Annotated in this window: 22 protein-coding genes; 10 read left to right on the top strand and 12 right to left on the bottom strand. The window is 68.4% G+C overall.

The genetic code is table 11. The features are described 5' to 3' along the window. Together E4L96_RS11765 and kdpE are read left to right on the top strand one after the other, a co-directional pair. Window positions 1-1,466, top strand: a 1,466-nt coding sequence (locus E4L96_RS11765) for an ATP-binding protein (protein WP_135207412.1), incomplete at its 5' end; no start/stop codon positions are given. Then, window positions 1,463-2,155 (top strand): two-component system response regulator KdpE, encoded by a 693-nt coding sequence (gene kdpE, locus E4L96_RS11760; protein WP_135207411.1) that lies wholly within the window; start codon window positions 1,463-1,465, stop codon window positions 2,153-2,155. The genes E4L96_RS11765 and kdpE, both read left to right, overlap by 4 nt. Window positions 2,156-2,158: 3 nt before the next feature. Here the strand turns inward: kdpE and E4L96_RS11755 are convergent, their stop codons facing one another. The 4 genes from E4L96_RS11755 to hmgA form a co-directional block, all read right to left on the bottom strand. Then, window positions 2,159-3,961: a YbhB/YbcL family Raf kinase inhibitor-like protein gene (locus tag E4L96_RS11755; RefSeq protein ID WP_135207410.1), complete on the bottom strand. Its 1,803-nt coding sequence runs from the start codon at window positions 3,959-3,961 to the stop codon at window positions 2,159-2,161. Window positions 3,962-4,023: 62 nt separating this feature from the next. Beyond that, the gene (locus tag E4L96_RS11750; RefSeq protein ID WP_135207409.1) at window positions 4,024-5,442 is read right to left on the bottom strand and encodes a tyrosinase family protein; all 1,419 of its coding nucleotides are present in this window, start codon (window positions 5,440-5,442) and stop codon (window positions 4,024-4,026) included. A 93-nt stretch (window positions 5,443-5,535) separates the two neighbouring features. Further along, entirely contained in the window at window positions 5,536-7,761 is a 2,226-nt protein-coding gene (locus E4L96_RS11745; RefSeq protein WP_135207408.1) for a TonB-dependent receptor plug domain-containing protein, read from the bottom strand. Window positions 7,762-7,850: 89 nt separating this feature from the next. After that, a complete protein-coding gene (hmgA, locus tag E4L96_RS11740; protein ID WP_370660743.1) occupies window positions 7,851-9,158 on the bottom strand; it encodes a homogentisate 1,2-dioxygenase in 1,308 nt (435 codons plus the stop codon). Between the two features lie 84 nt (window positions 9,159-9,242). Here hmgA and E4L96_RS11735 point away from each other — a divergent pair, with 84 nt between their 5' ends. The 3 genes from E4L96_RS11735 (at window position 9,243) to E4L96_RS11725 (ending at window position 13,478) form a co-directional block, all read left to right on the top strand. Beyond that, window positions 9,243-10,151, top strand: a complete 909-nt coding sequence (locus E4L96_RS11735; RefSeq protein WP_135207406.1) for a LysR family transcriptional regulator — start codon at window positions 9,243-9,245, stop codon at window positions 10,149-10,151. Window positions 10,152-10,207: 56 nt separating this feature from the next. Beyond that, window positions 10,208-11,383 carry a threonine aldolase family protein gene (locus E4L96_RS11730; protein ID WP_135207405.1) on the top strand — a complete coding sequence of 392 codons (1,176 nt, stop codon included), beginning with the start codon at window positions 10,208-10,210 and terminating at the stop codon, window positions 11,381-11,383. A 61-nt stretch (window positions 11,384-11,444) separates the two neighbouring features. Beyond that, window positions 11,445-13,478, top strand: coding sequence for a hybrid sensor histidine kinase/response regulator (locus E4L96_RS11725; protein ID WP_135207404.1), 2,034 nt, complete (start codon window positions 11,445-11,447; stop codon window positions 13,476-13,478). Between the two features lie 5 nt (window positions 13,479-13,483). Here the strand turns inward: E4L96_RS11725 and E4L96_RS11720 are convergent, their stop codons facing one another. Continuing rightward, on the bottom strand, window positions 13,484-14,224 hold the full coding sequence (locus tag E4L96_RS11720; RefSeq protein WP_135207403.1) for an SOS response-associated peptidase: 741 nt from the start codon (window positions 14,222-14,224) through the stop codon (window positions 13,484-13,486). Window positions 14,225-14,290: 66 nt separating this feature from the next. On the opposite strand from E4L96_RS11720, the gene E4L96_RS11715 reads away from it, so the two are divergent. Further along, window positions 14,291-14,680 carry a cupin domain-containing protein gene (locus tag E4L96_RS11715; protein WP_135207402.1) on the top strand — a complete coding sequence of 130 codons (390 nt, stop codon included), beginning with the start codon at window positions 14,291-14,293 and terminating at the stop codon, window positions 14,678-14,680. 72 nt (window positions 14,681-14,752) lie between these two features. On the opposite strand, the gene E4L96_RS11710 is transcribed toward E4L96_RS11715, so the two are convergent. Then, on the bottom strand, window positions 14,753-15,295 hold the full coding sequence (locus E4L96_RS11710; RefSeq protein WP_135207401.1) for a GNAT family N-acetyltransferase: 543 nt from the start codon (window positions 15,293-15,295) through the stop codon (window positions 14,753-14,755). Window positions 15,296-15,346: 51 nt separating this feature from the next. Further along, window positions 15,347-16,369 (bottom strand): alcohol dehydrogenase AdhP, encoded by a 1,023-nt coding sequence (gene adhP / locus E4L96_RS11705; protein ID WP_135207400.1) that lies wholly within the window; start codon window positions 16,367-16,369, stop codon window positions 15,347-15,349. 62 nt (window positions 16,370-16,431) lie between these two features. Between adhP and E4L96_RS11700 the strand changes: the two genes are divergently transcribed. Continuing rightward, window positions 16,432-16,998 (top strand): YciI family protein, encoded by a 567-nt coding sequence (locus E4L96_RS11700; protein WP_135207399.1) that lies wholly within the window; start codon window positions 16,432-16,434, stop codon window positions 16,996-16,998. Window positions 16,999-17,077: 79 nt separating this feature from the next. Further along, window positions 17,078-17,407: a hypothetical protein gene (locus E4L96_RS11695; RefSeq protein ID WP_135207398.1), complete on the top strand. Its 330-nt coding sequence runs from the start codon at window positions 17,078-17,080 to the stop codon at window positions 17,405-17,407. A 121-nt stretch (window positions 17,408-17,528) separates the two neighbouring features. On the opposite strand, the gene E4L96_RS11690 is transcribed toward E4L96_RS11695, so the two are convergent. Continuing rightward, entirely contained in the window at window positions 17,529-18,545 is a 1,017-nt protein-coding gene (locus E4L96_RS11690) for an MBL fold metallo-hydrolase (protein ID WP_135207397.1), read from the bottom strand. A gap of 93 nt (window positions 18,546-18,638) precedes the next feature. Here E4L96_RS11690 and E4L96_RS11685 point away from each other — a divergent pair, with 93 nt between their 5' ends. Then, a complete protein-coding gene (locus tag E4L96_RS11685) occupies window positions 18,639-23,027 on the top strand; it encodes a DEAD/DEAH box helicase (RefSeq protein WP_135207396.1) in 4,389 nt (1,462 codons plus the stop codon). A gap of 29 nt (window positions 23,028-23,056) precedes the next feature. Here the strand turns inward: E4L96_RS11685 and E4L96_RS11680 are convergent, their stop codons facing one another. The 3 genes from E4L96_RS11680 to E4L96_RS11670 all read right to left on the bottom strand — a co-directional run bounded on the left by E4L96_RS11680 (window position 23,057) and on the right by E4L96_RS11670 (window position 25,180). Further along, the gene (locus tag E4L96_RS11680) at window positions 23,057-24,094 is read right to left on the bottom strand and encodes a DMT family transporter (protein WP_135207395.1); all 1,038 of its coding nucleotides are present in this window, start codon (window positions 24,092-24,094) and stop codon (window positions 23,057-23,059) included. A gap of 130 nt (window positions 24,095-24,224) precedes the next feature. Next, window positions 24,225-24,557: a DMT family transporter gene (locus E4L96_RS11675; RefSeq protein WP_135207394.1), complete on the bottom strand. Its 333-nt coding sequence runs from the start codon at window positions 24,555-24,557 to the stop codon at window positions 24,225-24,227. After that, entirely contained in the window at window positions 24,554-25,180 is a 627-nt protein-coding gene (locus E4L96_RS11670) for a glutathione S-transferase family protein (RefSeq protein ID WP_135207393.1), read from the bottom strand. The genes E4L96_RS11675 and E4L96_RS11670 overlap by 4 nt, the downstream gene beginning before the upstream one ends. Before the next feature lie 69 nt (window positions 25,181-25,249). Between E4L96_RS11670 and E4L96_RS11665 the strand changes: the two genes are divergently transcribed. Then, window positions 25,250-26,191, top strand: a complete 942-nt coding sequence (locus E4L96_RS11665) for a LysR family transcriptional regulator (protein ID WP_229414410.1) — start codon at window positions 25,250-25,252, stop codon at window positions 26,189-26,191. A 1-nt stretch (window position 26,192) separates the two neighbouring features. Here E4L96_RS11665 and E4L96_RS24075 read toward each other — a convergent pair. Continuing rightward, a partial coding sequence (locus E4L96_RS24075; protein WP_220433424.1) for a response regulator occupies window positions 26,193-26,461 on the bottom strand: 269 nt, incomplete at its 5' end.

The following is a 26,461-nucleotide window of genomic DNA, read 5'->3' as shown; positions in this document are numbered from 1 at the left end:
CCCTCACCCTGCCCCTGCTGCCGGTGCTCGATGCCGCCAATGTGGCCATGCTGCTTTTGCTGACGGTCGTCCTGGTGGCCATCCGCGCCGGCCGCGGCCCCGCGGTGGCGGCCACGCTGGCTGGCTTCGGCGCGCTGCTGATGTCGGTTCCCCACCACGACTTTGGCGCCGGCGAGCTGACCTGGTCGGTCACGCTGCTGGTGATGCTGGCCGTCGGCTGGATCACGGCGAGCCTCACCGACAGCCTGCGCGGCCAGGCCCGCGCCGCCACCGCGCGCGAAGCCCGCACCCGCGCCCTGTATGAATTTGCACGCGAGCTCTCGGGCGTGCTGCAAACGGAGCAGGTCTTCGAGATCACGCGCCGCTTCGTCCAGCGCACCTTCGACGCGCACGCCATCATCCTGGTCCCCGGCCCGGACGGGCGCCTGCGCTATCCCGATCCGCAGCCCGGCGCCGCGCGCGTGCCGCCCATGAGCATCCTGGACATGGGCGCCGCCCAGTGGGCCTTTGACCACGCCGCCCCGGCGGGCACCGGCACCGCCACCCTGCCCGGCAACAGCTTCGTGTACCTGCCGCTGGTCGCGCCCATGCGCACCCGGGGTGTGATGCTGCTGTGGGCCGACCACCAGGGCCGGGTGCTGGTCCCCGAGCAGCGCGACCTGCTCGATGCCTTTGCCGCGCTGGCGGCCATCGCCCTGGAGCGCGTGCACTACGTGGACGTGGCGCAGGACGCGCTGGTGCGCATGGAATCGGAAAAGCTGCGCAACTCCCTGCTGGCCGCACTCTCGCACGACTTGCGCACGCCACTGACCTCGCTGGTGGGGCTGTCCGAGTCGCTGGCGCTGTCCCGGCCTGCCCTGGCAGCGGAGCAGCTCAGCCTCGCGCACAGCTTGCGGGACGAGGCCAAGCGCATGAGCACCCTGGTCGCCAACCTGCTCGAGATGGCGCGCATCGAAAGCGGCAGCGTCACCTTGAACATGGAGTGGCAGCCGGTGGAGGAAGTGATCGGCAGCGCGCTGCGCGCCTGCCGCTGGCAGCTGGCCAGCCGCAGCGTCGAGACGCGGCTCGCCCCGGACCTGCCGCTGGTACGCTTCGACGCCACGCTGATGGAACGCGTGCTGTGCAATCTGCTGGAAAACGCCTGCAAGTACACGCCGCCAGGCGCCACCATCGCCATCGCCGCGGACCTGGACGGCGGCAAGCTCGCCCTCTCGGTGCGCGATACCGGCCCCGGCCTGCCGCCAGGCCGCGAGGAAGCGCTGTTCGAAAAATTCGCCCGGGGCGAGCGCGAGTCGCCGATTCCCGGCGTGGGGCTGGGCCTGGCAATCTGCCGCGCCATCATCCACGCCCACGGCGGCAGCATCCAGGCCCGCAACGAGGACGGCGCGGTCTTCACCATCCTGCTGCCGCTGGGCGAGCCGCCCGCCCTCCCCACGCCCGAACCGGAAACCGCAGTCACCCCATGAGCGAATCCGCCCCCTCCGCCCTGATCGTCGAGGACGAACCCCAAATCCGCCGCTTCGTGCGCATGGCGCTCGAGGGCGAAGGCTGGACGGTGCACGAAGCCGCCACCCTGAAGCGCGGGATGATCGACGCGGGCACCCGCACCCCGGACCTCATCATCCTCGACCTCGGCCTGCCCGATGGGGACGGCATTGCGCTGATCCACGAGGTGCGCGGCTGGTGTCCCGTGCCGGTGATCGTGCTCTCCGCGCGAGTGGACGAAACGGACAAGATCGCGGCGCTGGACGCGGGCGCCGACGATTACCTGACCAAGCCCTTTGGCGTGGGCGAGCTGCTGGCCCGCGTGCGCGCCACCTTGCGCCGCCAGCAGAAAGGCCTGGCCGACGGTGCGGGCGTGGTGCAGATCGGCGCCATCGCCATCGACCTGCGCCGCCGCATCGTGATCCGGGGCGGGGACGCGGTCCACCTCACGCCCACGGAATACAAGCTGCTCTCGGTGCTGGTGGCCAACCTGGGGCGGGTCGTCACCGCGGCCCAGCTGCTGCGCGAGGTGTGGGGCCCGGCCAACGCCCAGAATGGCCACTACGTCCGCATCTACATGGGGCACCTGCGCCAGAAGCTCGAAGACGATCCAACCCAGCCGCGCCACCTGCTGACCGAGACCGCCGTCGGCTACCGCCTCCAGCCCTAGGGCCTACTTCAGCGGCTTCTGCGTCTGCTGGTACAGCCCGACCACCTCGCCCTTGCCGATCACATGCCCCTTGATGGCGGCCAGCAGCTGGTCACGGTCCATGCCCCACGCTGAATCAGGCAGCATGGTATCGAGCGCGAACACCTGGAAATGGTAATGATGCGGCGGATCGCCCACCGGCGGCCGCGGGCCGAAGTAGCCCATCGAGCCCCGCGTGTTCCGGCCCTGCAACAAGCCTTCGGGATCGGTCAGGCGCGGCTGCTCCTGCACGCCCTGCGGCAACGCATTGGCGGTGCCGGGGATGTTGTAGGCCAGCCAGTGCACGAAAGGCTTGATGGGGTGCGAGTCCGGATCTTCCATGATGATGGCGTAGGACTTCGCATTCGGCACCGCGGTCCATGCCAGCGCGGGTGATACGCCGTCTGCATACTCGCTGAACTTCTTGTCGAGCGTCCCATTGGCCTTGAAACTGGCCGAGCTGACCGTGATCTTCGCCGTCGAAGAATCGGCTGGCCTGGTCTCGTCCCGGTCCTTCGCGAGCGGCACGTTGTTGCCCTTGTTGGCCTGCTCCTTCATCGGCCCTGCCGGAGCTGGCGCCGGAGACGCCACAGCCTTGCCCGCGCCTGCCCCCGCCCCCGTGTAGGCGATCCGGTAGATGGTGCCATTGCCGTCATCCGCCATCAGCAGCGCACCATCCCGGGCCACCGCCAGCCCCACTGGCCGCGCAATATGCGTGGTGCCGCCGTCGGTCAGGAAGCCGGTGACGAAGGGCTCGAAGGCCTTCGGCTGGCCATTGGAAAAGCGCACCCGCACGATCTCGTAACCCGAGGCCGGGTTGCGGTTCCATGAGCCGCGCATGGTCACGAAGGCGTCGCCCTGGTAGTCCGCCGGGAACTGCCCGCCGCTGTAGAACACCAGCTGCATCGGCGCGGCATGCGCCGTGTACCCGAGCGTCATCGGCACGCTGTGTGCCTTCCAGTCCTCCTTGGCGATCTCCCCGACTGGCGTGGACTGCGGGTAGATGCGGCCTTCCCCGTACACGTGCGGCCAGCCGTACATCTTGCCCAGTTCCAGCTTGTTGAGTTCTTCCGGCTGCTGGTCGTCGCCCAGGAAGTCGATGCCATGGTCCATGCCCCACAGCTCACCCGTCTGCGGATGCCACCCGAAGCCAATGGTGTTGCGCAGGCCGGAGGCGAAGATGGTGCGCGACTTGCCATCCGGGCTGGCGCGCAGCAGGGCCGCGTTTTCGGGATTGTTCTCGTTGCAGTCGTTGCAGGTGGAACCGGCGGAGATGTAGAGCATGTCGTCCGGTCCCCAGGCGATGGTGCGGTTGGGGTGCTGGCCGGCGTCCGGCAGGTCGCCGATGATCATCTTGAGCTCACCGAGCCGCCCATCGGGCTTGATATCGGCTTCGAAGACTTCCTTCACCGTGACCAGATACAGCTTGCTGCCGTGGATCGCTAGCCCATGCGCCCCTGCGCGGCTGGCCACCACCACGGGCGCGCCGTCGGCACGGCCGTCGCCGTTGGCGTCCTTCAGCATCAGCACATCGCCCTGGTCGCGGCGGCTCACGTAGACGGTGCCGTCCTGCGCCACCGCGATGATGCGCGCATTCTTCAGGCCCGTGGCAAACGGCGTGACCGTGAAGCCCGCCGGCGCCTTGACCTGCGCCATGCGCTCGGACGTGGCGGGCACCTTGGCCGGTTTCCAGATCACCGTGGGGATGGCGACGCGCGTACCGTCGCCCTGCTGGGCCAGCGCGGCCCCGGCCACCATGGCCAGGACCGCCGGAAGAATCGCTTTCATGGAGGGCTCCTTGTCGAGGGGGAGCCTTAGCGTGTCATATTTGTCGACGAGTCCGCGGTACGTTACTGGCCGTAAAAAGTGAGACGGCCTATGGTCACGTGCCAATGCCCGCGGCGGGGGTGGCCATGCCCGTGGCGGTGCCCGTACCCATGCCCGCCGTCGTGCTGCGCGCGCGGCTGGATGTGCAGGCGCATGGTCCCCGGGCGCCACTCGCCCCGCTCGCGCAGCTCCTCCACCATGGCTGTCACGTTCACCGCATACGTGATGCCCATGCCATGCCGCCCATGCCCCGGCGGCATGTCGCTGCCGAACAGGGGCAGGCTGCAGAGCAGGTAGCGCTCCGGGTCCGCGCAGCGTTCCGGCATATTGACGTACACGTCGTGGATCGGCGCGATGCCCTTGCCTATGATGGCCTCGAAGTTCAGCCACGCATCCGCATCGTCCCGGTACGGCGCGTCCATGCCCGGGTTGAAGTGGAAGGTCAGTTCCTCCGCCTGGCCTTCGAGATGGATCGGCCCCGTGGTGCTCCCGCAGTGCACCGGTTCCCGTTCCTCGCGCGCCAGTCCCTCCTCCACGCCCTCTCCGGCCACCGGATGTACACCCTGGTAGGTGTAGCCGCCGAGGATCAGGGTCGTGTTCATCACTTGCGCGGGCGTCAGCGTCACCACGTTGCGGCGGCTGTCGTGGAAGCTGAAGGGCTGCGTGAGCCAGCGGCTGTCGGTGGGATTGGAGCGGCCGCCCTGGTTCAGCCACACCTGCCACAGGCGGTCGATGTTTGCGTGGTGCAGCCAGAAGATCGGGTCCAGCGCCGCTGTCGCCACATCGTTCATGGCCCCGCCGATGTCGGCATGCACGAAGTCGTGCGGGGTGTACTCCACCAGCCCATGCCCGTTGCCCAGGTGGTTGAAGCCCGTGATCACGCCACCGAAGCCGGTCGACCCGCCCGTGTACATGCCGACGAAGACGCGGCTCGCCAGCGCATTGGTGAGGGACACGTCGCGCGCCTGCAGCACCGTATTGACGCGCCCCGGCAGGCCGCCGGCCGCGGGCATCTGCAGCGGATTGCTGGCGGGCGTGCCGGACGTGAATGCCGGGGGCATGGTCAGCGCCGCCGGATTGGTGGTGTCGCTGTAGTTCCAGAACGGGAGCGCCCACGTCGACGGCCCGCCCAGGCTGACGATCGTCTGCAGCACGATCTGTTCGAAGTACGCGAGGTACATCCGGTGCCACGGGAGGAAGTACCAGGTGCCGTGCTGGCACTGGTCCCAGAACCGGCTGCGCTCCGTGGACGGCGGCAGCGTGCCGGCACCGGCCCAGAAGGGGCTGGCCGCGTCAAAGCCGTGGATCGCGGCCTGGTAGCGCCAGCTGGTCGGCTCGGTCGTGGCGCGGGCGCGCAGCGCCGTGATGGCGCGCCCGTACCAGTACAGCGTGCGGTCGCCCGCCGGGAGTTTGTAGACGTCCTTGCGTTCACGTGTTGCCATGATGGCCTCCGTAAGCTCGATGGAATGACGAGCCGACAATGGCACATGGCCGCACGCGTGGCCTTACGCGGCCTCACAGGCTGGGGCCCGGAATCACAGCTTCATTTCGAGGGCGATGCGGTACAGCGGCGTCACCGGCGACTCGCGCGTGTACCGCAGGCGCGCCGCCCCGGTGTCATACAGGTCGATATTGGTGAACGGCTGCGCCAGCGCGTTGAGGACCGAGAAGCGCAGCTGCACCTTGGGCGTGGCCTTCCACAGCGCGTACAGGTCCAGGTCCCGCTTCACGGTCGCATACGAGTAGGCCACGTCGGACACCCGCTGCAGCCCGCCCGTCTTGAAGGCGAAACTGCCGCCCACGGTCCACGCGGCGCTGGCCTTCCAGTCCACACCGAAGTTGGCGGACAGCGGCACCTGGTCCGCGAGGCGGTTGTCCGGTCCCGGCACGCCATCCACGTGCGACCAGTTGCGCGCCAGGTTGGCGCGCAGGTCCAGCGCCGGAGCCTCCTTGTAGAACAGCTGGAGCGGGAATTTGGCTTCCAGTTCGAAGCCGTGCGCTTCGGCGCTGCCGTCGTTCACCGGCAACTGCACCCAGCGGCTGCCGATCTGGCGCACATCGCGCCGGGTGTAGTCGTCGATCCGGCGCGCGTAGGCGGAGGCGCTGAGCATCGCGCCTTCGCCGAAGTAGTGCTCATACGAGGTGTCGATACCCCAGGCGAGTTCCGGCTTCAGGTCCGGGTTGCCCATGATGTCCGGGGTGGTGGGACCGTTGTTGGTGGTGGTGTTCCGGCGCGGAATCAGGCGGTCCAGGTCGGGCGCCTTGTAGGTCCGGGTGAGCGCAAAACGGACCTGGTCGTTCTTCGAATTGGGGAGCTTCCACAGCGTCTGGAACAGGGGACTCAGGACGCTCGACTGGTTGCGCATCCCCTCGAAGTCATTGCCCTCGCTGGTGGTGCGCAGCCCTTCCCAGCGCAGGCCGAAGTAGACCGACCACTTGGGCGTGACGTTCCATTCGTCCTGCGCGAATAACGCCAGGCGCGCGGAGTTGGCGTCGAAGATCTGGTGCAGCTGGTTCGGCTCATAGCCCGGAATCGGCTCGCCCAGCTGGGCGCGCTCCTCGTGGCGACGGGCGGCGGCACCGTCCCAGCCGATGGCCAGGGTGTGGTTCTCGGCAAAGGGCGCGCTGTACTTGCCGGTCCAGGTGAAGCCGCGTTCGTGGGCACTGGACGGGGTGATTTCGTCCAGCGTCAGTTCCTCCAAGCCGTTATAGGCAAACTGGTGGAAGTCGTTGTTGCGGTTGAAGGCATTGAGACCAAACTTGGTATCGAGCTTGCCGCCGCCCTCGAACTTGTGGACCCAGTTCAGGTCCGTGCGGGCGGTGCTCACCAGGTTGCGCAGGCTGGTGGTGTCCGATGCATATTGCGGCAGCGGCCCGGTGGTGGCCGTCCAGCGGGTGTCGCTGTCGGGGCGCACGCCGTTCACGCTCAGGAAGGTCTGGGAGGTCAGCGTATCGCCGCTGGGCAGGGTCCAGTTCACGCGCGGCGAGATGCTCAGGTTCGCGAACGGGCCCTCGTTGTAGCGTACCGCCCGGCGCAACAGGGTCTGCGCGCCACTGGGGTCGAAGGCTTCGTCGGTCTGGTAGCCGTACTGGTGGAAGCGGCCCACATTGCCGTTCACCGCCACCGAGTACGACATCTTCTCAACCTTGTCCGAGACCTGCACGTTGAAAGCGGGCGAGATGAAGTTGCCCGCGCCGGACAGGCTGGTCTTGAGCTCGCGCTGCGCCACCTTCACGGCCTTTTTCAGCACGATGTTGATGGTGCCCGCGATGGCCTGGGTGCTGAATTCGGCCGTCGCCGCGCGCACGATCTCGATGCGCTCCACCATCTCGGGGCTGAGCGAATCGAGCGAAAAGCCCGGCGGCGCCGGTTCGCCATTGAGCAGCACCTGGGTATAACCGTTGCCCAGCCCCCGCATGCGGATCTCGCCGCCGCCTCGGCCCGCGTTGCCGCCGCTGACGGTCACGCCGGGCTGGCGTTTGAGCACATCGGCCAGCGCCGTGTCGCCGTGCTTGAGGATCTCCTCGGAGGTGACGACGATCTTGGTGGCCGTGTCGTCGCGGCGAGCGTCATACTTGTCGGCGCTGCTGTTCACCTGCACGGTGGCCATGGGCGGTGCGTCGGCTGTCTTGGCCGGGGGCGCGGCGGGTGCGGCGGCGGACGCCGAAGCGAACGTGGTCTGGGCATGGACCTGGGCGCAGAACAGCGCGCAGGCGGTGGCGACGAGCGTGCGTCGCCCGAACGAGGGAGTCGTGGACATAAGCGGTCGAATTGTTTTTGTTCGGCCGCCGGTACTCGATGGTCCGGCGGGTCTGACTGTATTGCGCCAGCCCCGCCGGAAAGTTCCAACTATTTCTGCTGCGGGTCGAAATTCTTCCGCAAGGTCTGCCAGCACTGGAAGTACTCGGCCTGCAGCTGCGAGGTCTCCAATGCATATTGCGTCGGCCGGATCACCGCGGAGGTCTCGAACATGAAGGCCATGGTGTCCGCCACCTTGTGCGGCTTGCTGGTGTCGGAACGGGAGGCCTTTTCGAAAGTCTCGCCATCCGGCCCGTGGCCGGACATGCAGTTGTGCAGGCTGGCGCCGCCGGGGACGAAGCCCTCGGCCTTGGCGTCATAGGCACCGTAGATGAGGCCCATGAATTCACTCGCCACGTTGCGGTGGAACCAGGGCGGGCGGAAGGTGTTCTCCGCCGCCAGCCAGCGCGGGGGGAAGATCACGAAGTCCAGCGAGTCCACGCCCGGCGTGTTGGACGGCGCGTGCAGGACCAGGAAGATCGACGGATCCGGGTGGTCATAGCTGATCGAGCCGATGGTGTTGAAGCGCAGCAGGTCGTACTTGTACGGTGCGTAGTTGCCATGCCAGGCCACCACGTCCAGCGGCGAATGCCCGATCGGGGCGCTCCACAGGCGGCCGCCGAACTTGGCCAGCAGTTCGAAGTCACCCTCTTCGTCTTCGTACCGGGCGCGCGGCGAGAGGAAGTCGCGCGGGTTGGCCAGGCCGTTGGAGCCGATCACGCCCAGATCCGGCACCCGCAGCAGCGCGCCGAAGTTCTCGCAGATATAGCCGCGCGCCTGCCCGTCCGGCAGCGCCACGCGGAAGCGCACGCCGCGCGGGATCACAGCGATCTCCTGCGGCTCCACATCGAGCCGCCCCATCTCGGTGTCGATCCGCAGGCGCCCTTCCTGCGGAACCACCAGCAGCTCGCCGTCGGCGGTATAGAAGAAACGTCCTTCCATCGAGCGGTTGGCCGCATACAGATGGATGGCGCAGCCGGTCTGCGCGTCAGGCGAGCCATTGCCCGCCATGGTCACCCAGCCGTCGATGAAGTCGGTGTCCGCCTGCGGCATGGGCAGCGGATTCCAGCGCAGCTGGTTGGGCGGCGTGGGCGGGACGGTCGAGAAGTCCGACACCAGCGCGGGCGCGTCGACCAGCTGGAACGGCTTGTGCACCGCGCCCGGGCGGATACGGTACATCCAGCTGCGGCGATTGTGGCTGCGCGGCGCGGTGAAGGCGGTACCCGAAATCTGCTCCGGGTACAGGCCGTACGGGGCACGCTGCGGCGAGTTCTGGCCGACGGGCAGCGCACCGGGTAGCGCCTCGGTGGCGAATTCGTTGCCCCAGCCGGAAATATAGCGGTCGTCGGTGTCGTTCACGGAAATCTCCTGGTTTTCTGATCCCGGCAGTGTACGTCCTTTAGAATATCAATACGAGAATGCAATCCATTTAGAAGGTCAATAATGCGCGAACCTGCCGACATCGACTTGAACCTGCTGGTGGTGTTCCACGAAGTGTTCTTGGAGCGGCATGTGTCCGTGGTGGCGCGCAAGCTGGGCCTGCCCCAGCCCACCGTGAGCAATGCCCTGGGCCGCCTGCGCAAGCTGCTGGCCGACGACCTGTTCGTGCGCACCAGCGCGGGCATGATGCCGACGCCCCTGGCCCAGCAGATCGCCGAGCCGGTAGCGGCCTGCCTGCAGAACGCGCGCCTGGCGCTGAACCCGCAGACGGGCTTCGACCCCGCCACCAGCACCCGCCACTTCACGCTGGCACTGACGGACGTGGGCGAAATCCACTTCATGCCCCGCCTGGTGGAATTGTGCGCGCAGGCCGCGCCGCAGGCCAAGTTGGGCTCCGTGCGCATCGGCGCCATCGACTGGCAGCGCGCGCTGGAGACGGGCGAGGTGGACCTGGCCATCGGCGCCTTCACGGACGTTCCGGAGAGCCTGTTCCACCGCCGCCTGTTCACCCAGCCCTTCGTATTGCTGTTCGGGCGGGACCATGCCTTCGCCCGCAAACGCAAGGTCACCCTGGAGGACTACCTCAAGGCCCGCCACCTCATCGTCGATATGCACGAGAGCCCCTACGACGACGTCAACGACCGCCTGCGCAAGGCCGGTGTCGATACCGCGCACGCCTGCCGCGTCCCGCACTTCACCTCCGTGCCCTACCTGCTGGCCAGCAGCGACATGGTCGTGGTGGCGCCTGAGAAGCTGGCGCGCAGCGCCGCCGCGCACTTCGACCTCGCTTACACAGCCCCGCCCCTGCGCCTGCCGACGCTCAAGACCAGCATCTTCTGGCACCGCCGGTACAACGCCGATAGCGCCAATCAGTGGCTGCGCAACCTGGCCGCGCAAAGCTTTGCGGAGTAGGTGGGCTTCGCTATACTCGGCTCATCCGTTTGGCATTCAAACACCGCGAGGTATGCATGACCTTCAACCGCCGCCAGTTCCTCGGCTCCGCCCTGCCCCTCACTCTGGGCACCTCAGCCCTCGCGCAGAACTACGGCGGCGCGCCCGCCAGCGCCCCCGCACCAGCGGCACCATCCGCGCCCGCCGGCCCGCTGGACCAGATGGTGGTCCTCTCCGGCGACGCCTTGCCGCAGGACGGCGCCACCGAAGGCACCCGGCTGCAGGCCCTGCTCGACCGCCATCCCAAGCCGAATGACGGCTACCTGAAAGGCGGTGCCGTCACCGAACTGGAAAACCGCTTCGCCCAGCTGCTGGGCAAGGAAGACGCGGTCTTCATGCCCACCGGGACGCTGGCCAACCACGTCGCCCTGCGGATCCTGTGCGGAGAGGCACGGCATGCGCTGGTGCAGCAGGAGAGCCATATCTACCGCGACGAGAGCGACACCGTGACGACCCTCAGCGGCATCAATCTGGTGCCGCTGGCACCCGGCCGCGCCGCCCCCACGCTCGCCGAGATCAAGGACGCTATCGACCGCGCGGAGCTGGGCCCCTACCCGATCCAGGTCGGCGCCATCGCGCTGGAAAGCCCGGTGCGCCGCGCCGAAGGCGAAACCCTTCCGCCGGCGCTGGTCGGCGAGATCGCCCAGCTGGCCCGCGCCAAAAAAATCCCGCTGCACCTGGACGGCGCCCGCCTGCTGCTCATGAGCGGGAGCCCGGGCTTCGCCGTCAGGGATTACTGCGAACCGTTCGACACGGTCTACGTCTCGCTCTACAAATACCTGGGCGCGCCCTTCGGCGCCATCCTGGCTGGCTCCAAGACCGCAATGACCAGGGCGCGCGCGCTGCGCCACCTGTTCGGCGGCACCATCTACCACGGCTGGCAGGCCGCCCTGCCCGCGCTGGCGGCGCTGGACGGCATCGAGCAGCGCTACGCGAGCGTGCGCGCGGCCGGCGAACGCTTGCTGCAGGCGCTGGAGAAGACGCCTGGCTACACGGTGCGCCGCGTGCCCCACGCCAGCAACATCGCCTTCGTGGATGTGCCACCCCAGCGCCAGGCGGGCCTCGCCGAACGCCTCAAGCAGGCCAATATCCGCATCCAGCCGATCACCGATGGGAAGCTGCGGCTGATGTTCAACGAATCGATCCTGCGTAAAGACACCTCGGCCATTGCGGCCGTCTTTGCCGCGGCCTGACGGCAGAGTTCCAGCCAATCGTGCCCCACAGGGTGCACAGCTTGGCACACAATAAGGCGACATGACCCAGTCCCAGCCGCTCCTGACCTTCCCCGCCAGCGCGCCTCCGGCCGTGCTGGAAGGCCATTATCAGTTCGAGCTGGTGGTGGTGTCGCTGGTGGTCGCGGTGCTGGCGTCGTACACGGCGCTCACCCTGGTCGGGCGCCTGCGCCAGTCGCACGGGCTGGCCGCGCGCCTGTGGGCTCTCGGCGGCGGGTTCGCCATGGGCAGTGGCGTATGGGCCATGCACTTCATCGGCATGCTGGCCTTCAAGCTGCCGATCCCGCTCGGCTATGACCTCGAGATCACAGTGGTCTCCTGGATGCTGCCGGTAGGCGTATCCACAGGCGCACTATGGCAGCTGCGGCACCCGGTGATCTCCACCCGGCGGCTCGGCTGGAGCGCCCTGCTGCTCGGCTGCGGCATCAACCTGATGCACTACAGCGGCATGCTGGCGCTGCGCATGGACCCGCCGATCTTCTTCACCCCGTCCCTGTTCGCGCTGTCCATCCTGATCGCCATCGTGGCGTCGGCGGGCGGGCTGTGGGTGGCGCTCAAGCTGCGGCCCGAAATGCCCTACGGCTGGCTGGCCAGCGCGCTGGCGGCGCTGATCCTGGGTGGCGCCATCGCAGGCATGCATTACACCGGCATGGCGGCCGCCAACTTCCCTGTAGGCTCGATCTGCCGCGCGGCCACTGGCCAGTTCAACCTCAATCACCTGGCCCTGCTGGTGGCGGTGGCCGTGGTCAGCTTCATGGCGGTGGCCGTGATGGCATCCATCTACGAGGGGCGGCTGGAGATGCATTCACGCCTCACCGAGGCCACCATCGCCATCGCCCACGAGCGCGAGGAGCTGTACCGCAACGAGCAGGAAGCGCGCGTGGAGGCCGAGCGCGTGAGCGACATGAAGGACGAGTTCCTGGCCACCCTGTCGCACGAGCTGCGGACCCCGCTCAACGCGATTCTCGGCTGGGCCCAGATCCTGATGCACGGCCCGCGCGACGACGCCACCCTGCGGCGCGGCCTCCAGACCATCGAACGCAATGCCCGCGCCCAGGCGAGCCTGATTGAAGACCTGCTCGATATGAGCAAGATCGTCTCCGGCAAGGTGCAGCTGGAGACGGAGCGCATCTGGCCCGCGAGCTTCATCCACGCGGCCGTGGAGACGGTGCGCCCGGCGGCGCTGGCCAAGCAGATCACCCTCGATACGCGGCTCGATTCCACCGCCGGGCCGGTGCTGGGCGACGGTAACCGCATGCAGCAGGTGATGTGGAACCTGCTGGCCAACGCGGTCAAATTCACGCCCAATGGCGGGCACGTTTCTGTGGACCTGTCGCGTGACGGCAGCAACGTGCGCATTGCGGTGCGGGACACGGGGATCGGCATCGCCCCGGACTTCCTGCCCCACGTGTTCGACCGCTTCCGCCAGGCCGATTCCTCGTCCACCCGGCGCCATGCGGGGCTGGGCCTGGGCCTGTCCATCGCCGAGCAACTGGTGGAACTGCATGGCGGGACCATCGAGGCGGAAAGCGAAGGCGAGAACCGCGGATCGGCCTTCATCGTGCGCCTGCCGCTACAGGCCGACATGCCACAACGTAGCCCCGCCGGTCCGCCCCGCCCGCGCCAGGACTTCCTGCAGAGCGGCGGCATCCAGCCCGCGGTGCTCAATGGTGTGTCGATCCTGGTGGTGGACGACGAGCCGGATTCGCTGGCCGTGGTCGAGCAGGTGCTGGCCACCGCGGGCGCGCGCGTGAGCACGGCCCGCAGTGCGCCGGAGGCATTGGCCATGCTGGAGCACCGGCTGCCGGACCTGCTGGTCAGCGACATCGCCATGCCAGACATCGATGGCCTGGAGATGGTGCGCCGCATTCGTGCCCATGCGGACGAGCGTATTGCGGCGCTGCCCGCGATCGCCCTCTCGGCCTACGCGCGCGAGAACGACCGGGTCCAGGCCAAGCGGGCCGGCTTCAATGATTACCTGGTCAAGCCGCTGCAGCCGGCCGCCTTCCTGCAGGCGGTGGCCGCGCTGGTGCGGCCCAAGGCGGAGAGGCTCTAGAGTCTTTAAAGATCCAGCTGGATCTGCGGCGCGGGCTGGGGCTCGTCGGCCCTGGACTCCGACTCAGGCGCCAGAGTGGCCGCTTTTGGCTTGCGCGGCGGGACCGGGAAGGCCCACGACGTCATCAAGTCATGCGGATAGTGGCGGATGAAGCTGCGCGCCTCCTCCGGGTCGCGCACGTTCAGCCAGTCGTCCCACTCATTCTGCGGCACGATCACCAGCGAGCGCTTTTCATCGCCCGGCTTGTGGAAACGCTTCATCAGCGGATGCTCGTCCGCGTTCATGGTGAGCTGGGTGAAGGAGTGTTCGATCCTGCCGTCCTCGCCCTCCCACTCGCGCCACAGGCCCGCCACCGCGAACAGCGACTGGTCGGACATGCCGATGCCCCAGCGGATCGCTTTCCCGCTTTCGTAGCACGGCTCGTAGAAGGCCGTCATCGGGACGAGGCAGAACTGGCCCTTCTTCCACGCGCCCGAATAGGAACGCAGCTGGCCCACGGTTTCACTGCGCGCGTTCATGGTGTCGAATGGGCGCACGTGAGGCGGGATGCGCTTGCGCGGGACCATGCCGTAGCTGGCAACCAGGCCTTCACGCCCGCCATCCTCGCCGCGGCGCACGATGGGCGCCAGGTAGTCCTTCCAGGTCTCGGCCTTCCACGCGCCGCCTTCCAGGTCGGCCAGGTCGATCAGGACGCCCATGACGGTGTCCAGCAGCTCGGGATGAGGGGGGATGTAGTTCACGCACATACGGCTAATTTACCGCATCTGCGCTATGCTTGTTGGGACGATCGTGCAACGTACAAGGAGAACAACATGTCCGGATACAGCATCAATATCGAAGAGAAAACACTCGCCGGGAACAACTTCCGCGAGGTCCTGTACACCACCCAGCGCAGCCAGCTCGTGATCATGACGCTGCAGCCTGGCGAGGAAATCGGCATGGAACACCACACGGGCCACGACCAGTTCATCCGCGTCGAACAGGGCCAGGGGGTGGCGATCCTCGATGGCGAGGAGCACCCGCTGGAAGACGGCACCGCCGTCGTGATCCCGGCCGGGACCGAGCATAACGTCATCAATAAATCACAGACCGAACCCCTGCGTCTCTATACCCTCTACACCCCGCCCGAGCACCCGGACGGCATCGTTCACAAGACCAAGGCCGAGGCGGACGAATACGAGAAGCATCATCACGAAGAGTGAGCGACGCTGCGCGGCGGCCGCAATTCGGGGACCGCCGCGTGGCTGCGGCTCAAGTCATGATGGCGCCGCGCATCAGCGCAAGGCACAGCGCATCACGATAGCGGGGGCGCTTCCGGCAAAATACTCCTGCAACTCGGCCACCTCCACGAAACCGGCGGCCGTGTAGATGCGGCGGGCGCCAGTCCACTCGGGATGCACGATCAGGATCGCGCTGCGCAGCTGCGGAAGGCATTCGCGCATGTCTTGCAGCACGGTCGTGAACAGGCGCGCGCCCCAGCCGCCGCCGCGCAGCGCCGGATCGACCACCATCGAGGACACATACAGTTCGTCGCCGCCCGGGTCGTGCGCCGCCAGCGCACTGTGGTTGCGGGCAAAACGGCGCGGGTCGACCTGCTCGGCGTACCGCCACACCTCGGCGCACAGGTAGCCTCCGAGGCGGCCGCCGGCAGCATCGCCTGCGACCCGGAGCACCCGGCAGCCGTCCGGAAAGGCATGCAGCCGGCCCGCAAAGACATCCTCCGTTTCCTGGATTGCGCTTGCGAAGCCGGAGCGCTCGAGGCGCATCAGCTCAGGCAGGTCGGCGGGCGTGGCGAAGTCGATGACAGCGTCAGTCACGGTCGGAAGATGTACAGGAAAGGCGCCATTCTACCGGCCCGCTCTCCTGATCTACATCTGCATCACCACCCGCCCGTCGATGCTCCCCTCGCGCATCGCGCTGAAGATGCCGTTGATGTTGTCCAGCCGGTCCGTCGAGTAGTGTGCCTTGACCTTGCCCTCGCCCGCGAACATCAGCGCCTCGGCCAGGTCCTCACGGGTCCCGACGATCGAGCCGCGCACCGTCTTGGCGTTCAGGACGACATCGAAGATCGGCAGTTCGAAGCCACCCGGCGGCAGCCCGACCAGGCTCATGGTGCCGCGCTTGTGCAGCATGCCGACACCCTGGCTGAACGCGGTGCGCGATACCGCCGTCACCAGCACCCCATGCGCCCCACCGATGGCTGCCTGCAGCGTGGCTACCGGATCGGTGACGGCCGCATTGATCGTCAGGTCGGCACCGAGCGCGGTGGCCAGGACCAGCTTGCTGTCCGCCACATCCACCGCCACCACATGGAAGCCCATCGCCTTCGCGTACTGTACTGCCATATGGCCGAGCCCTCCGATGCCCGAGACTGCGATCCAGTCGCCCGGCTTGCAGTCCAGGACCTTGAGCCCCTTGTAGACGGTCACGCCCGCGCACAGCACCGGCGCGGCCGCCGCAAATTCGAGCGTCGAGGGCAAATGGCCCACGTAGGCCGGATCGGCAAGCACGTATTCCGCGAAACCGCCGTTCACGGTGTAACCAGTCATCTGCTGGCTGCCGCACAGGGTCTCCCAGCCGGTGATGCAATGTTCGCAGTGGCCGCAGGCGGTGTGCAGCCAGGGCACGCCGACCCGGTCGCCTTCCTTCAGCATGGTCACGCCCGCGCCGACGGCGGCCACGTAGCCCACGCCCTCGTGTCCCGGAATGAAAGGCAGTACCGGCTTGACCGGCCAGTCGCCGTTGGCGGCGTGCAGGTCCGTGTGGCACACGCCACAGGCTTCGATCTTGACCAGCACCTGCCCCGGCGGCACGGCGGGCACAGGCACCTCTTCGATTTGCAGCGGCTGGCCAAAGGCGTGCACCACTGCAGCTTTCATCATTTGCGTCATGTCAGGCTCCCCGGAAGCGTTGTGCTGACGCAGATAATGTCCCCATCGTCGCTGGGGGCTCCTTGAGGTGGATCAAAACATCCAGATTTGCCTTCAGCGGGCGAAATGAGCAGAATGGCAAGCCACCGCCGTGTCACGAGGACTGTCGCCATGAAAAACTGATTTCCGTCATCCTGCTGGCCGCCGCCACCGGCCCTGCGAGCGCGCAGACCACCGCTCCTGCCATCTCCCCGGTGCCGGCCGCCGCAGCCCCGGCCTACGACGCCGAACTCGCCAAATCCCTCGGCGCCAACGAGAAGGGCCTGCGCGGCTATGTCATGGTGATCCTGAAGACGGGCCCCAAGCGCGTTCCGGACGGTCCGGCGCGCGACCAGATGTTCAAGGGCCACTTCGCCAACATGGAACGGCTGGGCAAGGAGAAGAAGCTGGTGATGGCCGGCCCGCTGGACGGCGTGGACGGGCTGCGCGGCATCTTCGTGTTCGCCACCACGGACATCGAGGAAGCGAAGAAATGGGTGGCCACCGATCCGGTGATCATCTCCGGCGAGATGGTGGCGGACTGCCACGCATTCTTCTCCAGCGCCGCGCTGATGGCCCTGGGCGACATCCACAACCGCATCCACAAATAGCCCGTGCGCCGGGTCAGGCCATCTGTGCGCCGCCTTCGCCGCGACCCCAGTATGATCGGCCTGCTCGGGAGACCAACCTATGACGCCTTACCAGTCCGCCCTGGAACAGATCCACGCCAGCCCGTTCGCCGCGTCGAGCCGGGGCTTGTGTAAGCTCATCCTGTCGATGACGGATGAGCGCCTCAACTATTCGGTGCGCGAATGCTTCCGCGAGATGGATATCACTGGCAAGTCGATCGCCACCGAGATCCTGATCCAGTTCGCGCTGGACCAGAACGATCCCGGCCTGCAGAGCGCCGCGCGCGAGATCGGGGACATGTACCCGGACCTGCTGCGCCAGGCCCCGCGCTTCATTCCGACCGAAGACCGCCGCTCCGGCGGGGAACGGCGCCGCCGCACGATTCACTGAGCGGCCACCGGCTGGCCTGACCGGGCCTGCCTCGCTCCGCGCCACCGCGAGCATCCCACCCTCAGCCCTGCCACGTGCTGCCGGACGTGCATGTGCGAGCGCATCCGGCCCGTGCCGCACCTCACGCCGTCCCGGTGCCCGCGGCCTGCGGGGGCGCAGCGCGCGAAGCTCGTGCGTCTCCCGCGGGCTCCAGCTCCCCGTTCCGCCCCAGCTCATAGCGGGCGAAATCCTCGGCCAGGAACAGGCGCCCGTGATAGTGCGTGCGCGCCTCTTCCTCCAGCGCCGCCATCGACAAGGGCCCTTCCCGCCCCTGGTAGCGCGGGCTGAAATGGGTCAGCACCAGATTCGGTATCCCCGCCTCCTGCGCAAAGGCCGCCGTCATGGCCGCGCTGCTGTGCTGCGGCTCCGGCCCGACCTTGCGCAGGACCGCCTCGGTGTACGTGGCCTCGTGCACCAGCACCTGCGCGCCCTCCGCCAGCGGTGCGATCAGGGACGGCATGTCGTTGTCGCCGCCCACGATGATCTTGCGGTGCGCCCGTGGCGTGAGCAGGAAGTCGCGCGCGGCCAGCGTGCGCCCATCCTCCAGCGCCACGTCCTCGCCGGCCTGGATGCGCCCCCACACGGGCCCCGACGGCACCCCCGCGGCCAGTAGCTTCTCCTTATCCAGCTTGCGCTCCACCTCCCGCTCCGTGAAGCTGTACGCATACGACGGCACCCGGTGCGACAGCGGGCACGACTCCACGTGGAAGGCCGCCAGCGGCGCGTGATTGTGCACGTTCTCGACGTCGATCATCACCAGCGGATACGGCAGCCCATCGTCCGCCGCGCCGATGATCGCGTCGAGCAGGCGCTTGAGCCCCGGCGGGCCGACGAGGTACAGCGGCTCCGTGCGATTGAGCATGCCCGCGCTTTCCAGCAGCCCGGGGAGGCCATACACATGGTCCCCGTGCAGGTGCGTGATGAACACCGCGCGCAACCCGATCAGCGACAGCGGCGTGTGCAGGATGCGGTGCTGCGTGCCCTCCCCGCAGTCGATCAACGCCCAATGCCCGCCCCCGCCCGTGCGCAGGGCCAGGCCGGAGACGTTGCGCGACTTGCTGGGAGTACCCGATGAGGTGCCGAGAAAGAGCAGTTCCATAAGGGCGGACTATACACCGGGGACTGCTATCATCGGGTTCACCAGGGCCACCACAGCCTTGGTATCGCGGCTTTCGCCCCCATTTGACGAGCAATGAACAAGCGCGTTCCCCTCGACCGCCCGCGGCAGGAACATGAGTTCCATCCCGCCGTCGCGGCCTGGTTCGGTGCGGCCTTCCCGGCCGCCACCGAGGCGCAGCTGCGCGCCTGGCCGCTGATCCAGTCGGGCCGCCCCACGCTGGTGGCCGCGCCCACCGGTTCGGGCAAGACGCTGACTGCATTCCTGGCCGCCATCGATGCCCTGGTCCGCGAAAGCAGCGCCGGACCGCTGCCCGACGAGACGCAGGTGCTGTACGTCTCGCCGCTCAAGGCACTTTCCAACGACATCCACGTCAACCTGGAGGCGCCACTGGAGGGCATCGGCCGCCAGCTCGCGGCCATGGGCCTGCCCGCGCATGGCATTCGAGCGGCCGTACGAACCGGCGACACCTCGCAGGCCGAGCGCAACGCCATGCGCCGCCGCCCGCCGCACATCCTGGTGACCACGCCCGAATCGCTGTACGTGCTGCTCGGCTCCGACAGCGGCCGCGCCATGCTGGCCAGCGTGCGCACCGTGATCGTCGACGAAATCCACGCCGTGGCGGGCAGCAAGCGTGGCAGCCACCTGGCCCTCAGCCTGGAGCGGCTGGACGCGCTGTGCATCCACAAGCCGGTGCGCGTCGGCCTCTCGGCCACCCAGAAGCCGCTGTCGCTGGTCGCGGACTTCCTGGCCGGCGGCAACAGCACCTGCGACGTGGTCGATGTTGGCCACATACGCGCCCGCGACCTGGCGCTGGAGCTGCCGCCGGTGCCGCTGGAAGCCGTGATGCCGAACGAAGTCTGGGAGCGCGTGTACGACCGCATGGCCGAACTGGTGGCCATGCACAGCACCACGCTTATTTTCGTGAACACCCGCCGCATGGCGGAACGGGTGGCGCGCCACCTCGGCGACCGGCTCGGCCCCGAGCACGTGGCCGCGCACCACGGCAGCCTGGCCAAGGAATTCCGCCTCGCGGCCGAACAGCGCCTCAAGGCGGGTGAACTGCGCGTGCTGATCGCGACCGCTTCGCTCGAACTGGGCATCGACATCGGCGACGTGGAGCTGGTGTGCCAGGTCGGCTCGCCGCGCAATATCGCGGCCTTCTTGCAGCGCGTGGGGCGCTCGGGCCACCACGTGGGCGGCACGCCCAAGGGCCGCTTGTTCCCGACCTCGCGCGATGACCTGATCGAATGCGCGGCCCTGCTGGACTGCGTGCGGCGCGGCGAACTCGATGTGCTGCACATTCCGCGCGCGCCGCTGGACGTGCTGGCGCAGCAGATCGTGGCGGAGGCGTCCTGCCGCGAATGGGGCGAGGACGAGCTGTTTGCGCTGGTACGGCGCGCCTACCCGTACGCGCAGCTGGAGCGCGAGCGCTTCGACGCCATCCTGCGCATGCTGGCCGAGGGCTACACCACCCGCAACGGCGTGCGCGGCGCCTACATCCATCGGGACGCGGCCACCCGCAGCATCCGCGGGCGGCGCGGCGGCAAGATGGCGGCGGTGACCTCCGGCGGCACCATCCCCGATAACACGGACTACACAGTGCTGCTGGAGCCGCAGGGCCATTCGGTCGGCACAGTGAACGAGGACTTCGCGGTCGAGAGCATGGCGGGCGACGTCTTCCAGCTCGGGAATACGAGCTACCGCATCCTGCGCGTGGATGCGGGCAAGGTGCGGGTCGAGGACGCACATGGTGCCGCGCCCAGCATCCCGTTCTGGCTGGGCGAGGCGCCGGGGCGCAGCGCGGAACTGTCCACCGGCGTGGCGCGGCTGCGCGCGGAAGTCGAGCGGGCACTGGCATCGGCACCGGATGGCGACGGCGAGGCGGCGCTGGATGCGGCCGTGGCCTGGCTCGACGAACACCTCGGCCTGAAGGAAGACGCGGCGCGCCAGATCGCCGAGTACCTCGCGCGCGCCCGCAACGCATTGAGCGCCCTGCCGACGCAGGACACCCTGGTCATGGAGCGCTTCTTCGACGAATCGGGCGGCATGCAGCTGGTGATCCATGCGCCGTTCGGTAGCCGTATCAACCGCGCCTGGGGCCTGGCGCTGCGCAAGCGCTTCTGCCGCAGCTTCAACTTCGAGCTGCAGGCGGCGGCCACCGAGGACGCGATCATTCTGTCCCTTTCGACGAGCCACAGCTTTCCATTGGACGAAGTGTGGCGCTACCTGAATACGGCGACCGCGGAGCACATCCTGATCCAGGCGCTGCTCGATGCGCCGATGTTCAACGTGCGGTGGCGCTGGAATGCCACCACGGCCCTGGCCCTGCCGCGCTTCACGGGTGGCCGCAAGGTCGCGCCGCAGCTGCAGCGGATGAAGAGCGACGATCTGCTGGCGGCGGTGTTCCCCGACCAGGCGGCGTGCCTGGAGAACGTGGTCGGCGAGCGCGAGCTGCCCAGTCATCCTCTAGTGGACCAGACGCTGGACGACTGCCTGCACGAGGCCATGGACAGCGAGGGCTGGCTGGCGCTCCTGCGGCGCATCGAGGCGGGCAAGGTGCGCCTGCTGGCGCGCGACCTGCCCGCGCCCTCGCCCCTGGCGGCCGAGATCCTGAATGCGCGGCCCTATGCGTTCCTGGACGATGCCCCGCTGGAGGAGCGCCGCACGCAGGCCGTGCTGAACCGGCGCTGGACCGACCCGGCGTCCACCGACGACATGGGCGCGCTCGATGCGGATGCCATCGCGGGCGTGGCGGAAGAAGCCTGGCCGCATCCGCGCGGCGAGGACGAGATGCAGGAGGCGCTGGTGGCGCTGGCGCTCGTCACGCAGGCGGAGGCCGAGCGGGAGGGCGGCTGGCTGGGGTGGCTTGCCGATCTGGCCCAGGCCGGGCGGGCGACGAGGCTGCGCTCCAGGGACGGGCTGGATGCCTGGGTGGCGCTGGAGCGGCTGGACTGCGTGCAGGCGGCCTATCCGCAGGCGGTCGCCAAGCCGGCACTGGTGGTGCCGGACAGCCATCGCGGCAACGGGGGCGAAGCGTGGATGCGGGATGCGGCGCTGGTGGAGATCATGCGGGCGCGCCTGACCGGTTTCGGGCCGCAGCCTCTTGCCGCGATTGCGGGGGCACTGGCGCTGCCCGAGTCCACGGCCACCATCGCGCTCACACAGCTGCAGAGCGAAGGCTATGTGATGCACGGGCGCTTCACGCCGGGCGTACAGGAGGACGAGTGGTGCGAACGGCATCTGCTGGCGCGCATCCACCGCTACACCATCAAGCGGCTGCGGCGCGAGATCGAGCCGGTCGAGCGGCAGGATTTCATGCGCTTTTTGTTCGACTGGCAGCATCTGGCGCCGGGGACGCAGTGGGAGGGGCAAGACGCGCTGCCGCAGGTGCTGGCGCAGCTGGAGGGTTACGAGGCGGCGGCGGGGGCATGGGAGAGCGATTTGCTGGCACTGCGGCTGCGGGATTATTCGAGCTATTGGCTCGATGAGCTGTGCCGGGCGGGCAAGGTGGTGTGGACGCGCGTGGGGGCGCCGCGGTCGGCCAATGGTGGGCCGGTGCGGGCGACGCCGATCGTGCTGTTGCCGCGGCGACAAACGGCCTTGTGGCACGCGCTGCCCGCGCCTGCGGGTGAGCCGGAGGTGTCGGCGCGGGCCGCCGACGTGCTGGAGGCGCTGCGGCGGCATGGGGCGATGTTCTTCGATGAGCTGCAGTTCGATGTGCGGCTGTTGCCAGTGGAGCTGGAGAATGCGCTGGGGGAGCTGGTGTCCACGGGGCTGGTGAACGCGGACAGCTTTGCGGGCTTGCGGGCGATGCTGCTGCCTGCGGCCAAGCGCGCGAGCAATGACCGCAAGCGGCGGCGTGGTTCGGGGCCGACGATGGAGGAAGCAGGCCGCTGGGCGCTCGTGCGGCGCGCCAGCAGCGAATCGCCTGCAGGAACCCAGGATGCGCGGGGCGACACGCGTCCTGGCGCTGGATCGGCGGTCGTGCGCGCGAGCCGCAGGCTGGCGCCGGAGACGCTGGAGTATGTGGCCATGACGCTGCTGCGGCGTTATGGGGTGCTGTTCTGGCGGTTGCTGGAGCGCGAGGCGGCGTGGATGCCCTCGTGGCGGGAGCTGCTGCCGGTGCTGCACCGGCTGGAGGCGCGCGGCGATATCCGCGGCGGGCGCTTCGTGGCAGGCTTTTCGGGCGAACAGTTTGCGCTGCCGGAGGCGATTCCCTTGCTGCGTGAGGTACGTCGGCGGGCGCCGGATGGGGCGCTCGCATGCATCTCGGGCATCGACCCCTTGAACTTGTGCGGGACGATCCTGCCGGGCGATAAGGTGCCCGCGCTGGCGGGCAACCGCATCCTGTTCCGCGATGGCGTCCCGGTGGCGACCATCGTGGCGGGCAAGATCGACTACCTCATTGACCCGGGCACCGACCGCGAACTCCTGCACGCCCGCCTGACCGGCCGGTTCTAGCGGCCACGCGTCCATCGCAGCGCATCCGGTCAGCCGAAGGCCTTGAGCACGACGACACCCAGCAGGAGCACGGCGATGCCGGCCAGGCGTGTGGGCGCGAGCTTTTGCCGGGGCATCCGCAGCCACCCGTAGGTATCCACGAACACGGACGCCACCTGCTGGCCAGCGACGGTCAGGCTGACGGTGGTGGCTGCGCCGATCACGGGCATCGAGACGAACACCGTGGTGACGTAGAACGCGCCCGCCAGCCCACCCAGCCAGCCCCACCACGGCAGCGTCTTGAGCCCGCCGCAATCCGGTTTCGGCGCTTTGCCCGCAGCGAGCAGCGCCACCAGCACCACAGCCATTGCGAGCGCCGCCACAGCAAAGCTGATCACGCCCACCGCCAGCGGCGCCCCGAGCTCCGCCCGCAGCAGTGCATTGATCGCGCCCTGCACCGGCAGCACCGCCCCCGCCGCCAGCCCAAGCAACACCCACATCGGCCGCACCGTCCCGCTAGCAGCGCTCTGCCCGGCCACCGGCTTTTCCATCGCGACGGCTGCGCCACCAGCGCCCTGCCCGGCCACCAGCTTGTCCATCGGGACGGCTGCGCCACCAGCGCCTGGCCCGGCCGGGGCGCGTTTGGTCTGACCACGCACGATGGCGGCGACGCCGGCCAGCACCAGCAGGCCGCCCGCGACCATGCCCATGCTCACGGCGTGGCGCGCGATGCCCAGCACGCCCAGTACGTCGATCGCCAGCGAGGCAAACATCTGCCCCGCGATGAACAAGCCCACCGCTGTCACCGCCCCGATGCGCGGGAACAGCACGATCCCGGTCAGCACATACAACGCACTCGCCAGTCCACCCAGCAGATGCCACCACGGCACCTCCCCTGCTCGCCCCAGCGCCGGCAGTCCACCTACGCCAGCCGCAGCGAGAGCCAGCAGCAGCGCACCGATCGCCAGCTGCGCCGCCGTGGCCGCAAACGGATTACGCAAGGCGCGGCTCAGTTGCGCGTTCGCCGCCGCCTGCACGGACAGCACCATGCCCGCACACGCGGACAGAATCAGAAATGCAGAATTCATGGTGACTCTCGTTTCAATCAGTGATCAGTGAATGTGGCGCCGCCACGCGCCTGGCGCTGCCGCGCAGACCGCATCACGCAGCCGCACCCCGCCAGACTGGCCGCCGCGCGGCCGCGGAGGGCGCAAGGTCTCAAGCGGTGATCTGCAAGCGCAGTCCAAGCACGCCGGCGAGTATCAGCGCCACGTAGAACATCTTCCACCCCGTGAGCGCCTCGCCATAAGCCGCCACGCCCACCGCGAGCACGCCCGCAGTGCCCAGCGCAGTCCACACGGCATACCCCACGCCCACTGGCAGCCGCCGCAACGCAAGCGTCAGCAGCAGCACGCTGACCGCAGCGGCGATGATGCCGGCCACGCTCGGCCCCACTCGCGTCCACCCTGCCGACGCCTTGAGTGCACTCGCCATCACCACCTCCGCCAGGCTCGCCGCCAGCAGCAGCGCCCACGCCGCGCCAGAGCTCATCGGGCAACGCTCCCGGGACGGGCGCGCGCCAACCCGCGCACCACAGCAGGCCGCTCTGCCATCCAGGCCAGCCAGCGCACCACATGCGGCCACTCGGCGACCCCGATACCCAATTCTTCGTAGGTGGCCAGCCACGGATACATCGCAATATCCGCAATGCTCAGCGTATCGCTCCCGAGGAACGCGGACCGGGCAAGCTCCCGGTCGACCACCCCATACAAGCGCCGCGCCTCCCGGTCATACCGCGCCAGCGCATCCGGATTCGCCGCCGCTGCCCCATGCCGGAACCACCACACCTGCCCCAGCATCGGCCCCACCGATCCCACCTGCAGGAACAGCCACGAAAGCACGCGGTCCCGCGCCGCCCCGTGCGACGGCAGCAGGAACCCGCCCTGGTCCGCCAATTCGATGAGAACCGCCCCGGACTCGAAGATCGCGTGCCCATCGCGCTGCCGCACGACCACTGGTATTTTCCCGTTGGGACTCAGCGCCAGAAACTCCGGCGTATGCTGCTCGCCCGCGGACAAATCCACATGGTGCAGCTCATACGGCAGCCCCAGTTCTTCCAGGGCGATGGTGACCTTGCGCCCGTTGGGCGTATCAGCGGTATAGACGGTGTACATAAGACTCTCGGCTTGTGAAGAAGACAGCGCCAAGGTAGCATCTGCAAAAATCCACAACCATTGGGCAATATGCCGAACCATTCCGCAAAAATGCAGAAGAAGGAGGAGCCCCAGAACCAGGACTGGGACGACTTGCGCTTTTTCACCGCCGTGGCGGAGGAAGGCTCGGTCGGCGCGGCCGCGCGCCGCTTCGCGGTCGACCACTCCACCATCCTGCGCCGCCTCGCGCGGCTGGAGGAACAGCTGGAGGTGCGCCTGTTCGACCGCTTCCAGTCCGGCTACCAGCTGACCAAGGAAGGCGAGGAACTGCGCGAGCTGATGCTCCCGCTGGCAGAACAGATCGACGCCGTCCAGCGCCACATGGCGGGCCGCAACGCCGAGCTGAGTGGCCCGATCCGCCTGACCACCACGGACACCCTGCTGCATGGCCTGCTGGCGCCGCTGCTCGTACGCTTCCGCATCCTGCACCCCGGCATCCAGCTGGAGGTGGTGGTCAACAACGGCTTCCTGAACCTCACGCGCCGCGAGGCCGACCTGGCGCTGCGCCCCGCCACGCATGTGCCGGACCTGCTGGTCGGCCGCCGCGTCGGCACCCTGCGCACCGCGCCCTATGCTTCACGCGCCTACATCGAGCGCGCCCGGCAACAGGGGATCGACCCGCGCGACTGGGCGCAACTGGACTGGGTGGCGCCGGGCGACTCGCTGGCCCACCTGAAGCAGGCCCGCTGGCTGCACGATCACGTGCCGCCGGAACGCCAGGTGTTCGTGATCGATACCCTGCTCGGGATGCTGACGGCAGTGCGTAGCGGGATGGGCGCGGGAATGCTGCTGCAACTGCTGGCGAATGGACTGGAGGACCTGGTACCGCTGGCCGCCCCCGATTCGGCGCTGGACACGCCCGTGTGGCTGCTCACGCACGCGGACCTGCGCCAGGTGCAGCGCGTCCGCGTGCTGTCAGCGTTTCTGTACGAAGAATTGTCGGCCCACCCGGCCCTGAGACCGGCCGGGTGACCTAGCGGCCCGCAGCCGCGCGCGCCCGCTCGTAGCGGACGAACGCATCGCGCAGCGCCGCCTGCAGCGCGTCCGGGGTGGCGGTGGTATTGGCGTCGCCGCCGTCGAGCACCAGCGGCACCACAAGTGGATGCATATCCCGCACCCGGTCCAGGAAGCCGCTGCCGCAGACACTCCCTACCCCCGGACCGCACAGCAGCACCCCCACTTCATGCACGGCCAGCAGCTCGAACGCCTCCGTGGCCCCGCCCGCGGCCAGTGTCAGGCCGC

Origin of the sequence: Zemynaea arenosa (assembly GCF_004614185.1) — a bacterium.
Taxonomy (GTDB): domain Bacteria; phylum Pseudomonadota; class Gammaproteobacteria; order Burkholderiales; family Burkholderiaceae_D; genus Telluria; species Telluria arenosa.
This window is presented reverse-complemented; position numbering and strand designations above follow the sequence as displayed.